This window comes from Anaerolineales bacterium, assembly GCA_037382465.1.
GTDB lineage: Bacteria > Chloroflexota > Anaerolineae > Anaerolineales > E44-bin32 > WVZH01.
In genome coordinates this window covers 236306-249358 of record JARRPX010000002.1, presented here as the reverse complement: position 1 = coordinate 249358, position 13053 = coordinate 236306, and the positions used below count along the sequence as shown (strand labels likewise).

The window sequence follows — 13053 nt, the reverse complement described above, 5'->3', positions numbered from 1 at the left end:
TTGATTCAGGTCAGCCTTTAATCACGATGAGCGGCTTGAGACGGGCGACCTTTTTAGCGATTCCTGCCTCGGATACGACGTCGACGACGCTATCCACGTCTTTGTAGGCTTGCGGTGCTTCTTCCGCCAGTCCCGGCATCGATCCGGCGCGGATGTGAATCCCTTGATTTTCGAGCTCGGCCAGGAGCTGGTCGCCTCGCACGGTGTGTTTCGCCTGCCTGCGGCTCATCGTTCGTCCTGCGCCGTGGCACGAGGAACCGAACGCCAATTCCATGCTCGCCTCCGTGCCCAACAATACCCACGATCCCGTCCCCATGCTGCCGGGAACCATCACCGGCTGGCCCAATTCTCGATACTCCTCGGGCAGTCCTTCAAATCCGGGCCCGAAGGCGCGTGTGGCTCCCTTGCGGTGCACGCAGACGGTCACTTCCTCCCCTTCGATGTGGTGTGTCTCGATTTTTCCCATGTTGTGGGCGATATCGTAGACCAAAGAAAGATCCCAATTGCCCACCTTGCCGGCCAGGGTTTCCTCGAAAGCCCTGCGAGCGTGATGGGTCAGAACCTGACGGTTGGCAAAAGCGTAATTGGCGGCACAGGCCATGGCGGCGAAATAACGCTTCCCTTCCGGAGAGTCCAACGGCGCGCAGACGAGTTCCCGGTCCGGCAGTTGGATGTTGTAGCGCTGGACGGCTTTCTGAAGCTCACGCACGTAGTCCGAACATATTTGATGGCCAAATCCGCGCGAGCCGCAGTGAATTTGCACGGCCAGGTTGCCGACGTGCAAGCCCATCGCCTGCGCGGCTTCCGCATGGAAGATCTCTTCGACGATGTCGACTTCGATGAAGTGGTTTCCGGCGCCCAACGTGCCCAACTGCGGACGGCCGCGCTGTTTGGCGCGATCGCTCACACAGCCAGGGTCGGCATCCGCCAAGCGACCTTGTTCTTCCGTTCGCATCACGTCCTCGGACGTGGCGAATCCGTTTCGTTCAGTCCATTCCGAACCCTGGCGGAGCACGTTGTCGAGGGCCTTCGCCGTCAGCCGGACGCTGCCCTTGACGCCTACGCCGCTGGGGCAGTGCGCATATAGAGCGTCGGCCAGGTCGTCCAACCATGGCTCCGCTTCGTCTGCGGAAATTCCACTTGCCAGCACTCGAACACCGCAGTTGATATCATAGCCGATTCCGCCGGGGGAAATGACGCCGTCGGGCAACCTCGTCGCCGCAACGCCGCCGATGGGAAAGCCGTACCCCTGGTGAACGTCCGGCATGACCACTACGTGACTCACAAGGCCGGGGAGGGTCGCCGCATTGACGGCTTGTTCGATCGAACGATCCCCGAGGGTCGCTTCCAGGATCTTGTCGCTGGCGAAGATACGTACAGGCACGCGCATGTCCTCACGGAACGACCGTGGAATTTCCCAGGTGACGGGATTGATGCGCTTAAAATCTTGTTTGCGGATCATATCGTCACTCCCGCTAGACGTCGAAAACGATGGTGGTGATAAAGCCTTCGTCTGTCGATTCGATTTTCAAGTCGTGAAACGTCACCGCCTTGATCTCTTTCTTCAACGCCGCAAGCGGCGTTTCTCGCACGATCGCCCGCAGGCGGCAGTCTTCCACTTTCTGAACATCGATATCCGTATAGTTGACCTCGTGGGTTTCCATGTTGAAAAGTAATTCTTCCAGCCAGGTTACCATCAGGGTTTCGTTGTCGAGCGCGCGAAGCTCGATGGTCTTTGACCGGGGTGTTCCGGAACGTGATGACGCCTGCATTAATTGCAGCATTCCCTGAGCGGCGTTTTGAAATAACGCCTCGAGGTTTTTACCTCGGACCCGGATGGCCCAGTCGGCGGTATGTTCAATCTCTTCGACGGCAGTACTTCCCCGATCGATGCGGCTTGATTCGTTCATTTCCTCACTTTTACTCCATCTATATAGTATTATATGGCATGATCAGATGGGCTTATGGTTGAATGAGAGTACGGAAGATTGAGGTCCTGAGGGTTTATTGATTTTGAGCAGTGGCTTATAATTTGAATATGGATGACCAACTTCAAACACTTGCAAAGACAATCCAACTGGCGATACACAACAGCGTAAAGCTTTTGCCATGGCGCGATTTTTCGGTTTCGACGCTTTCTCATCAGATCGCAACAGAAGTGCTGGCTACGGTCAAAGTCGATCGGGATTCGCAGCGCTTTGCTCCCGATCAGTTTACATTGACCATTCATCCTCACGAAACGGGTGAGTTACAATCCGTCAAGCCTGAAATCCAAGATGATTTGGCCGCGAACCTTGAGAAGGCGTTGAACGAATGCAACTTCTCGTTTACCAGAGAGCCGCACATCACGCTGGCGACAGACCCAACGCTGAAGAAGGGCGAGATACGGGTGATCGCATGGCACAGTGCCGATCCGATGGAGATCACGCCCGATCCGAGAAATCTGTCCGTAGTAAGGTCTGAGCTACCCAGAAGAAATGCTTTCCTCGTTGTTGAAGGCCGCAGGCATTTTCCACTCAGCAAGCCGGTAATCACGATTGGCCGCCGCGTCGATAACGATCTCGTGCTGGACGGCCACCATGTTTCACGAAAACATGCGCAGATAGAAGCTCATGAATGTCGATATCAGATCGTCGATCTCGATTCGATGGCGGGCGTCAAGGTTAATGGACGCAAGGTCGAAAAACAGACTTTGTTCGCCGGAGACGTGATTACTTTGGCCGATGTCGAGTTGGTCTATGCAGAAGGGGCGGAAGTTCCACCCGCGGTCACTCCACCGTACAGCCCTCCCGCGAAACCAGTTGATGAACGTGATGCGGAAACCCCACTCTATATTAAGAAATCGGAACTCGAAGGCGATACCACACCGACGGGTAAGCCGGACGAGTGAAATCCAGATTCACACCCAACTGAAGAATGAGCGTATGAAAGAGCATTTTAGCAGGCTAGAGGAGCGAATAGAAGGTCTCGTCGAGGGTGCGTTGAGTCGATTGCTCGGCGCACAAGTTCAACCTGCGATGCTGGCGGGGCAATTGGCGCGGGCGATGAGTGATGGTGTGCGGAATGGAGAGGGGGAAAAATTACTCGCACCGGATCGATATGCCTTGACGTTCAATCAGGCTGCCGTGGAGATGCTGCTGGAGAAAATTCCCGATTTACGGGATGAGCTTGCAGCGGGTTTGCTGTCGATTGTGCGCGAGAGCGGCTATTTTCTTTCCTGCGAGCCGCATATTACCATTGCGGCGGATCCAACCCTGGCCGAGCACGAAGTGCGCGTCGTCGCCTGGCACAGCGAAACGTTGATCGAAGCCACACAAGGAATGTCTCAAGATCTCAGCCAAGAACAAGGGGAGATGCCGATCGGTGCCTACCTTATCGTCAGTGGTTCCCGCCACTTCCCATTGGATCGCCCGGTCATAAACATCGGACGACGTCTCGACAATCAACTCATTTTGGATGATCCGCACGTATCTCGAACTCATGCCCAACTGCGTTTACGAGATTCTCGTTTCGTTCTCTTCGACCTGGGATCGACGTCCGGGACGCGTGTGAACGATCGTAAGGCGAAGCAGCATGTGCTGCAGCCGGGGGACGTGATCACCATTGCCAGTACGCTTCTTGTATATGGCGAAGACCCCAACGGACCACCAGATGAGACTCCGTCGTACCATCCTCGATTTCCTCCTCTGCCGGCCGGGGATCAACCAACCAGAACGACTCTCAAAAAGGATATGTCGGAACGGTGAGTCTCGATGTCCTGTTCCTGGTGCTGCGATTTCTCGCAGCGTTGATTCTGTACTTGTTCATCGCAGGGGTGATTCTCGTACTCTGGCGCGATCTGCGGGCTGCCAGTACGTATGCGCTGCGCATCCCACTTGCATATCTCGACCTCGAAGGAATGGGGGATGAATGCAGCAAATTCAAATTGCAGGAAGAGAATATCATCGGACGCGCTGCGGAGAACACGATCCCGATCGTCGATGAAACCGTTTCTACGCGGCATGCAAGACTGGCGTTCTACAAAGGCCAATGGCTGCTGGAGGATTTGGGCTCAAGAAATGGCACGAAGGTCAATGACATCCCCGTAAACGAACCGCTCGCGTTGGCGGATGGCGATCGAATCCAGCTTGGAAAAGTCACTGCACGATTTGAAAAGAACCCGTCTGAATCGGAGCCTGTGCAAGACTGAGTGCACCACCGCCAGACAGCTGCTTCCTGGAAACACTACGGAATCGGGGGTGGTTCCACAGACACTTATTTCCATGTCTCGACTCTCTTAAGCGCTCAATGACACTTCATTCCAGGTATGTTAATATATCGCTTTGATATCTCATGGGAGGAAGCATGCCTGCTGCGCCAGTACTCGGAGTGATCGGCGGATCCGGTTTGTATGCCATGGATGGCCTCGAAAATGGGGAGTATCGTGAGCTTGATACGCCTTTTGGAAGGCCGTCTTCCCGGTTGTTCGTCGGAGAGCGGGCTGGCAAGCGGATTGTATTTCTGGCACGGCACGGAATCGGGCACGTGTATACACCGACAGCGGTGAATTATCGTGCGAACATCTATGCGATGAAAATGATGGGTGTGGGTCGCATCCTTGCCGTAAGTGCATGCGGCTCCTTGCGTGAAGATTACGCGCCCGGCGAAATCGTAGTGCCCGACCAGTTATTCGACCGGACCGAGGGACGTCATCGTTCCTTTTTTGACCGCGGCATTGTGGCCCATATCAGCGCTGCTGAGCCTTTTTGTGCGGATTTATCAGCGACGCTGGCTGCGAGTGTCGAGGAGGCCGGTGGCCATGTACATCGCGGTGGAACCTACATTACGATCCCGGGACCGCGGTTTTCGACGAAGGCGGAATCGAATACATATCGTGGCTGGGGGATGTCCATTATCGGCATGACGACGTGTCCGGAAGCATTTTTAGCGCGGGAAGCTGAGATGTGCTATGCCGTGATGGCGCACGTTACGGATTACGACGTATGGCATACCTCCGAGGAGCCGGTGAGTGTTGAGCGAATCGTACGTACGCTGCGTGAGAATACAGAGCTTGCACAGGCCGCGATCAACATTCTCATTGATGAATTGGATGGTTCACGTGCATGTGATTGTGCGGACGCGTTGAAGGACACCATTCTCACTGATCCAGAACATCTCGATCCCGAAGCAGCGAGGAGGCTGGGCATTCTTGTCGAGCGCTATCTTCCGTGATCAGGTCGAGGAAAACGATCGCCGCGAGGCCCTGCTTTTGGGTCTCGCTTTCGCTTTCCTCTGCCTGACATCGTTGGCTCTATACCTGGCGCCCGCGGTAAAAACGCGTACAGCGGAAGCGCTTGGTTCGCGCTGGCAGCACTTTTCCGTCTTACCGGTGTGGCTGATCGCGGCGGTTGCTTTACGCCGTACGCTGCAGCGGCTGCGGCCTCTTCGCGATCCCTTCATCCTGCCCGTCGGGCTGCTGCTCAGCGGTTGGGGTGTATTGACCATCTGGCGGCTCGCTCCAGGTTTCGGGATGCGGCAGATGGGTTGGTTTGTTTTGGGTGTGGGGGCGATGCTGATCGTGTTCCGTTTGCCTGCGGACCTGAGTTGGCTGCGGCGATATCGTTACTTGTGGCTGATCGTGGGCGTTGCCCTGACTGCCCTGACGCTCCTGTTGGGCACCAATCCGTCCAGCGTCGAACCGCGCCTCTGGTTGGGATGCTGCGGCATCTATCTTCAACCTTCCGAGCCACTGCGGCTGCTGTTGATCTCGTTTTTCGCCTCGTATCTGGCGGATCGAATGGCGTTCCGCTGGGGGGAACGTTCGAAATTCTGGCCGATTGCATATGCCCCGTTGATCATCGTGTGGGGATTGTCGGTCGCGCTGCTCGTCTTGCAGGGGGACATAGGTGCAGGGACGCTCTATCTGGTCATTCTCGCTGCCCTGCTGTACCTGGTAACGGGCAGACGACGCATCCTCGTCGCTGCAGCCCTGATCATATTGGCCGGAGGATTGATTGGATTTGGCTTTTCTGCATCTGTACAGAATCGTATTCAAGCCTGGATCGATCCATGGAGCGATCCGAGCGGCGGTTCTTATCAGTTGGTACAGGCACTCATTGCCGTCGCATCCGGCGGTGTACTCGGACGAGGCCCTGGGATCGGTTCTCCGGCTTTCGTCCCTGTCGTTCATTCCGATTTCGTCTTTACGGCCATCGTGGAGGAGTGGGGTTTACTCGGCGGGTTCGGTCTGATTGCGTTGTTCGCAATTCTCGTGGCTCGAGGATTTCGGGTGGCGGCCAGGTCCAGAGAACCTTTCGGTGTGATTCTTGCCGGTGGTCTGTCGATCGGCTTTGCCTTTCAGACGATCTTGATTGTCGGAGGCAATATCCGCATGCTGCCTCTCGTCGGCGTGACGCTGCCCTTCGTATCCTACGGTGGCTCATCATTGATGACCAATCTGATTGCGCTTTCCTTTCTTCTCTTGCTTTCGGATAGTTCAGGAGGAGCCGGCAATTTCTCCCGGCCGCTGCTTACGATTCATGGCTGGATCACCGCCGCCTGGGTGGGTTTGGCCGTTCTGCTTGGGTGGTGGACGATTTATCGTGCACCGCTTCTAACGGCGCGTACGGACAATCCCCGCAGGACGGTATCCGAACTTTATAACCTGCGCGGGAAAATCGTCGACCGAACGGGTGAGGTGTTGGCAATGTCGACCGGTGAACAAGGGTCGTACGAACGCGTTTATCCGGCGCCCTGGGCTGCGACCGTAACGGGGTTCAGTTCACTGGCCTACGGTCAAACCGGCGTCGAACGAACGATGGACAAAGTGCTCCGCGGGGAAGAGGGTTATCCGCTGTCCGTCGGCTGGTGGGACCGGCTGCTTACGGGATATCCGCCTCCGGGATTGGATGTGCGTCTGACGGTCGATAGCGCTTTGCAGCGTGAAGCCTGGGAAGCGCTGCAAGGTGAGACGGGGGCGATCGTGATCCTCGATCCTTCGACCGGAGACATCCTGGCCATGGTCTCGTCACCGTCATACGATCCCAATCGTGTGGATGCGGACTGGCAATCCTTGATCGACCAGGAAGGGGCGCCCTTGCTGAATCGCGCCACACAGGCTAGCTATCAACCCGGAATGACGTTTGCCCCGTTCGTCATGGCCTGGTCAGAAACGGCTGGGTTGGTGCGGCTGGAAGATCGAGCATCGAATGCAGCTTCCGCCGTTTCTGTGGACGGGACGGAGCTGCGTTGTTTGATGGACTTGTCCAATAATGAGGAAGTTGATTATGCACAGGCGCTGCGCGCTGGATGCCCCGGCGCATTCACCGAATTGGGGGCAGATTTCGAAGCGAAAAACCTCGTCGGTATGCTGCAGGCTTTCGGTTTTACTCAACCGCCTTCGATCCGCCTCGAGACCGTTCCTGTGCCGCCCGCCGTGGTCGGCCCAAGCGAAAGCGATTGGCAAATGGCGGCCGTTGGGCAGGGCGACACAACCGTCACGCCGCTGCAGGTCGCACGGGCATTTGCGGCCTTGCTTGCAGACGGCGATCTCCCGGCGTTGCGTGTCGTAGCCGCGACGAAAGATATGAACGGCCGCTGGCAGGAAGTCGATTCTCTCGCTGGACGGGATGAAGCGATTGCTCCCGAAATAAGTGAAAGAATACGCACGGCGCTTACGGATGATTCGGGTTCTATCTTTCGATACACGGCTCAAGCGATCGCAGGAACGGCTGAGGAGAGCTTGAGCTGGTTTGTGTGTTCGAACGTCGATGATCTGGGCTTCGCTCAACTGGTATTGGTGATATTGGAAGATGCCCCGCTGGTACGAGCACAGGCGATCGGGTTGTCGTTGCTCGCTTGGCATGATCCATCGTCCAGCCCCCCTTGACCATGCCTATCTTCGAGACTACAATGTTTTTGTTTGTTGGCATCGAGCGGAATTCTGCCCGCCGGCCGGTTGCTGTCGAAAGACAGCCCGATCCGGCGGCTTGTGTGTACGGATGAAGTCTGAAAAATGTTTGAATCTCTAACCCAGCGTATGCAAAGCACATTTCGACTGCTCGCCAGGAGAGGTCGCTTGCGTCCCGAGGACGTAGATGCGGCGCTTAAAGAAATCCGCCTGGCGCTGCTCGAGGCGGACGTACATTACAAAGTCGTAAAAGAACTGCTCGAGATCGTACGCGAGCGTGCCTTGAGTGCGGAAGTTGCCCGGGCGTTAAATCCTGCCCAACAGGTCATCGTGATCGTCCAGGAAGTATTGGTCAAGACTCTGGGGCAACCCGTCGCGCTTGATCTCACGGGAGATAAGCCACGAATCGTCATGTTGGTGGGCCTCCAGGGCGCAGGTAAAACGACCACCGCGGCGAAACTGGCGCGGCTGTTGAAGACGGGCGGAGAGCGGGTTTGGCTGGTTGCCGTCGATCCATACCGGCCGGCGGCTGCCGAACAGTTGGTCATCCTTGGCGAGGAAATCAAGGTCCCCGTGTCCTACGAACCAGGTCTTTCACCGTTGGCGATGAGCGAATCCGGATTCCGATCCGCTTCGAACGCAGGAGCGAGCGTCGTTATACTGGATACCGCAGGACGTTCGCAAATCGACGAGAACATGATGGACGAACTCGAATCGATCCGTGATCGGCTTGCGCCAGTCGAGATCCTGCTCGTGGCGGACGCCATGACGGGTCAGGAAGCGGTGAACATCGCCCAAGGCTTTCGTGAAGCCCTGGATATCACGGGGATTATCTTGACGAAAATGGATGGCGACGCGCGCGGCGGCGCGGCGATTTCCATGCGTGCCGTCACCGGCGTACCGATAAAATTCATCGGCGTCGGTGAAGCAAGAGATGCAATTGAGATTTTCGATCCGGAGCGACTGGCTTCGAGAATCCTGGGAATGGGAGACATCAGCGGACTCGTCGAGAAAGCGCAAGCGGGATTGGACCCGCAGCTGGCAAGCAAACAGGTAGATCGCCTGCGCAGCGGTGAGTTTACGTTGGAGGATTTCCTGGAGCAGATCGCCATGATCCAACGCATCGGCCCTTTCGGCAAGGTATTGTCGATGCTCCCGGGTGGATTGACCGGCGGCGCACAGATCGATCAAATTGCTGCCGAGAAACAGCTGAATCGAACGAAAGCAATGATACAATCTATGACAGTGTACGAACGGCAGCATCCGCAGAAATTGAACGCAAGTCGAAAGAGACGTGTTGCCGCTGGATCGGGAACGACGGTTCAAGAAGTGAATCAGCTCCTGCGCCAGTACCGTCAGATGCAAAGGTTGTTGAAAAGTACCGGCAGTGACGCTTTTAGAGGACTTTCGAATTTAATGTAACAACGCCGCCGCATGCTATTCGCAACGAGGTGATACGTGCTAACCTTCCTGGCATACCTCTCCCCTCACTGCGCAAATCGACGGCGATCAATAAAAATAGGAGAGTAAAGAATACAATGGTTCGAATTCGATTACGCCGGGTAGGTTCACGGAACCAGCCAAGCTTCAGAATCATCGCGGCAGACAAGGAAAGTCCGCGCGATGGCAAATTCCTCGAGATTCTTGGGCATTACAATCCACGGACTGAACCTTCGACGATCCAGATCGATGAAGCTCGTTTATTCCACTGGCTTCAGAATGGTGCACAGCCATCTGACTCTGTCGTAGATGCGCTTCGTTCCATCGGAACTTGGGAGCGTTGGGAGCGGTTCAAGGGTGGTGAAAAGCTTGAAAAACTACTCAAGGAAGCCGAAGCGGCCATCCCACAAGTCGATCCGCGTACGAGAAGGGATGATCTCACTGAAAAACGTGCCGCCAAGAAACGGAAAACGAAGGGAAAGGAAGCTTCTGAAGAAGCAGTAAAGGAAGAATCCGCCGAGGAAGCGATAGAAGACGAGGCGGCGATTGAGGCAAAAACCGCCGAAGAAGCAGCGGAAGAAAAGGCTGAAGCTGAAACCGAAGAGGTGAAAGCGGAAGAAGTTCAAGAAGAAGCAGACGAAACGGAAGAAGCGTCGGAAGAATAATCTACAAACGGTTGGAATGCGCCCGATTTGAAGCTCATGTCATGGCGCATCCAATGTCCGTTCAGTAGCTTCTCATTGGACTGAGTAGCCCATTCACTGCGGGTTCCGGCAGCAGCGTGGGGAGAAAGATAACCTGGTATGAAAGCCTTGATTGAGTTCATTGCGAAGTCCTTGGTGGACGATCCTACGCAAGTGAAGGTCATGGAGTACACGCAGCGCCGAAACGTTCGGATCACGTTGAGCGTTGCAGATGAGGACATGGGCCGAGTGATCGGCCGCAAAGGCCGGGTGGCGAATGCCATGCGCACCCTCTTGCGAGTCGCGGCGTCGCGCCGTGGAAATCGCGTTTCCCTGGATATCCTCTAGGCTTCATGGACTCCGACCATCCATCTACAAACAAAAGCGCCCGACAACCACCGGAATATCTGGCTGTCGGGCGCGTCGTTCGTCCTCACGGTGTACGAGGCGGATTGAAAGTCTCTTCCAATTCTGAACTCATCTACAAGCTTGAACCTTCCGTGAATATCTATCTCGGGGCCAAGAAAGATCCGTTGGCGCCTCTTCCGGAGGGGGAATTCTTTCATTGGCAAATTGTGGGGCTGCACGTCATTACAACGGCGGGTGAAGAGCTCGGCACGATCGAGGAGATCATGGAAACCGGGGCGAACGACGTGTACCTCGTGCGGGATTCCACTGGAAAGGAAATCTTGCTCCCCGCGATCGAATCGGTGATTCAGGATGTGGATCTCGAAAATGAGAGAATCGTCGTTCGTTTGATTCCGGGTTTGATCGAGTAACGAATCCCCTACCAAACGTGTTAAGAACTTATAGATTTTAAAGAACGGACAGGTCGCGCGTTCGTTCAAAGGACCGGACAATTCGAATTGCGTGCTTCACGCAACTCCATGTGAACACACCGGATGTCGAAGCTGCGGCAATCGTGGGTGTCGATGGGTTGACGATCGCATCTTCCTTCCCTCTCGGGGTGGAGGAGGAGCGTGTGTCTGCGATGTCGGCCAGCATGTTGAATATTGGTAAGCGCATTTCGAGTGAATTGGAACGAGGCATGTTGGATGAAGTCTACGTCCAGGGAGACGACGGGTATATCCTACTGATGTCGATGGGAAATGAGGCGCTGCTCTCTGTTTTGGCTCGCCAGCAAGCCAAACTCGGCTTACTCTTTCTGGAGATGCACAAAGCAGTCAGCGACCTGGGAGACCTTGTCCGCACATGAAGATGTATAAAACACACACGGCGAGAGAAATTTCAACGACGGTGGGGAGATCACCGAAAATCGGTCTCCCCACCGACCTTTTAAGGCGGAATCCATTCGAGGACGATACCTTCAGTCGGAGGCGACAATGACCAGATATATCTTCATCACAGGCGGTGTTGTCAGCTCTGTGGGGAAAGGCGTCACAGCGGCTGCGCTCGGTAAATTGCTCAAGGAGCGAGGCTTCGAGGTATCGATACAGAAACTCGATCCCTACATCAACGTAGATCCGGGAACCATGAGCCCCTACCAGCACGGCGAGGTATACGTGCTCGATGACGGTGCGGAGACCGATCTCGACCTGGGGCATTACGAGCGCTTTATCGACACGAGCCTGAATCGAGTATGCAACGTAACGACGGGTCAGATTTATTCCGAAGTCATCGCACAGGAACGACGCGGTGATTTTCTCGGCGGTACGATTCAGGTCATACCCCACATAACCAACGAGATCAAACGCCGTATCGGGCTCGTCTTTCGGACGACCAACGCAGACATCGTGATCGTCGAGGTCGGCGGCACCGTCGGTGATATCGAGTCGCTCCCCTTTTTAGAAGCGCTGCGTCAGATGCGCTCGGATATCGGCCGGGATCGGACGATTTTCCTGCACACAACCTGGCTGCCGCGCATCGGCGCAACCGGCGAGTTGAAAACGAAACCGACCCAGCATTCGGTGCGGGAATTGCGCTCGATCGGCATCCAGCCGGACGTGATCGTCGCCCGTTCAGACTATGTTGTCGGCGAGGATTTGCGCGAAAAGATCGCCTTGTTTTGCGACGTCGATGCGCGCGCCGTGATTCCACTCACGACGACTTCCATCCTGTATGAGGTGCCCTTGCTCCTGGAACGAGAAGGATTGGGAGAACACGTACTCACCCGCCTGGGTTTGAAGGCCAGGAAAAAACCGGAGTGGGCCGAATGGGAGCGCATGATTGCCGCCGAACGCAAAGATAGACCCATAGTACGTATTGCGTTGGTGGGCAAGTACGTCGAGCTGCAGGATGCGTACATGAGTGTGCGCGAGGCCGTACGTCACGCGGCGTTATCGGCGGGCGTAAAAGCCGAGATCATATGGCTGCATTCTGCGGAGCTGGAGAAAGGTAAAGGATTCGCCGAATTGGAGATGGCGGACGGCGTGATCGTGCCCGGGGGATTCGGATCGCGGGGGATCGAGGGGAAAATCGCGGCGGCTCACTACGCCCGGGAAAACAAGATACCGTATTTGGGACTTTGCCTCGGCATGCAGGTTATGGTGATCGAATTCGGCCGGTACGTGTTGGGTTCGGAAGACGTGAACTCGACGGAGTTCAACATCAACACGCCGCATCCGGTAATCGACTTGCTTCCCGAACAGCGCGGCATCGGAGACATGGGCGGCACGATGAGATTGGGATTGTATCCCTGTGTGTTAAAACGGGGCACCATCGCCAAACATGCCTACAACTGCAACCGGGTGGAGGAGCGTCACCGCCATCGATTCGAGTTCAACAATACTTACCGGGAAATCTTCGGTGAACATGGGATGGTCTTCTCCGGCCTTTCACCGGACGATCGTCTGGTCGAAATTGCAGAGCTGAAAGACCATCCTTTCATGCTCGGGTGTCAATTCCATCCGGAATTTCTGTCGCGGCCCAATCGGCCTCATCCTCTCTTCAAAGCGTTCCTCGAAGCCGTAGCGGCGAAGGCGGAAGCGCGGATGAAAGTCGGCAAGCAGAGTGTGGCGCAGGGCACGGATTAAGCCCTGCGACCAGGATGGTCGCTTGTTTCCTGGATGATGTGAAGATTGG

General features: G+C 55.7%; 13 protein-coding genes. 11 read left to right on the top strand and 2 right to left on the bottom strand.

Annotated elements, in window-relative coordinates:
• Nucleotides 1-10: 10 nt before the first annotated feature.
• On the bottom strand, nucleotides 11-1462 hold the full coding sequence (locus tag P8Z34_01605) for an RtcB family protein (protein ID MEJ2549359.1): 1452 nt from the start codon (nucleotides 1460-1462) through the stop codon (nucleotides 11-13).
• Nucleotides 1463-1475: 13 nt separating this feature from the next.
• Entirely contained in the window at nucleotides 1476-1910 is a 435-nt protein-coding gene (locus tag P8Z34_01600; GenBank protein MEJ2549358.1) for an archease, read from the bottom strand.
• Nucleotides 1911-2038: 128 nt separating this feature from the next.
• Here P8Z34_01600 and P8Z34_01595 point away from each other — a divergent pair, with 128 nt between their 5' ends.
• The 11 genes from P8Z34_01595 to P8Z34_01545 all read left to right on the top strand — a co-directional run bounded on the left by P8Z34_01595 (nucleotide 2039) and on the right by P8Z34_01545 (nucleotide 13004).
• On the top strand, nucleotides 2039-2890 hold the full coding sequence (locus P8Z34_01595) for an FHA domain-containing protein (GenBank protein ID MEJ2549357.1): 852 nt from the start codon (nucleotides 2039-2041) through the stop codon (nucleotides 2888-2890).
• 34 nt (nucleotides 2891-2924) lie between these two features.
• Entirely contained in the window at nucleotides 2925-3746 is an 822-nt protein-coding gene (locus P8Z34_01590) for a DUF3662 domain-containing protein (GenBank protein ID MEJ2549356.1), read from the top strand.
• The gene (locus tag P8Z34_01585; protein MEJ2549355.1) at nucleotides 3743-4189 is read left to right on the top strand and encodes an FHA domain-containing protein; all 447 of its coding nucleotides are present in this window, start codon (nucleotides 3743-3745) and stop codon (nucleotides 4187-4189) included. The genes P8Z34_01590 and P8Z34_01585 overlap by 4 nt, the downstream gene beginning before the upstream one ends.
• Nucleotides 4190-4344: 155 nt before the next feature.
• Nucleotides 4345-5211: an S-methyl-5'-thioadenosine phosphorylase gene (mtnP, locus tag P8Z34_01580; GenBank protein MEJ2549354.1), complete on the top strand. Its 867-nt coding sequence runs from the start codon at nucleotides 4345-4347 to the stop codon at nucleotides 5209-5211.
• On the top strand, nucleotides 5189-7867 hold the full coding sequence (locus P8Z34_01575; GenBank protein MEJ2549353.1) for an FtsW/RodA/SpoVE family cell cycle protein: 2679 nt from the start codon (nucleotides 5189-5191) through the stop codon (nucleotides 7865-7867). The genes mtnP and P8Z34_01575 overlap by 23 nt, the downstream gene beginning before the upstream one ends.
• 126 nt (nucleotides 7868-7993) lie before the next feature.
• The gene (gene ffh, locus P8Z34_01570; GenBank protein MEJ2549352.1) at nucleotides 7994-9310 is read left to right on the top strand and encodes a signal recognition particle protein; all 1317 of its coding nucleotides are present in this window, start codon (nucleotides 7994-7996) and stop codon (nucleotides 9308-9310) included.
• A 116-nt stretch (nucleotides 9311-9426) separates the two neighbouring features.
• Nucleotides 9427-9993, top strand: coding sequence for a 30S ribosomal protein S16 (rpsP, locus tag P8Z34_01565; protein ID MEJ2549351.1), 567 nt, complete (start codon nucleotides 9427-9429; stop codon nucleotides 9991-9993).
• A gap of 138 nt (nucleotides 9994-10131) precedes the next feature.
• Nucleotides 10132-10359 carry a KH domain-containing protein gene (locus P8Z34_01560; GenBank protein ID MEJ2549350.1) on the top strand — a complete coding sequence of 76 codons (228 nt, stop codon included), beginning with the start codon at nucleotides 10132-10134 and terminating at the stop codon, nucleotides 10357-10359.
• Between the two features lie 5 nt (nucleotides 10360-10364).
• Entirely contained in the window at nucleotides 10365-10790 is a 426-nt protein-coding gene (gene rimM / locus P8Z34_01555) for a ribosome maturation factor RimM (GenBank protein ID MEJ2549349.1), read from the top strand.
• A gap of 110 nt (nucleotides 10791-10900) precedes the next feature.
• Nucleotides 10901-11227, top strand: a complete 327-nt coding sequence (locus P8Z34_01550) for a roadblock/LC7 domain-containing protein (GenBank protein ID MEJ2549348.1) — start codon at nucleotides 10901-10903, stop codon at nucleotides 11225-11227.
• 127 nt (nucleotides 11228-11354) lie between these two features.
• Nucleotides 11355-13004, top strand: a complete 1650-nt coding sequence (locus tag P8Z34_01545) for a CTP synthase (GenBank protein MEJ2549347.1) — start codon at nucleotides 11355-11357, stop codon at nucleotides 13002-13004.
• Nucleotides 13005-13053: the final 49 nt, after the last annotated feature.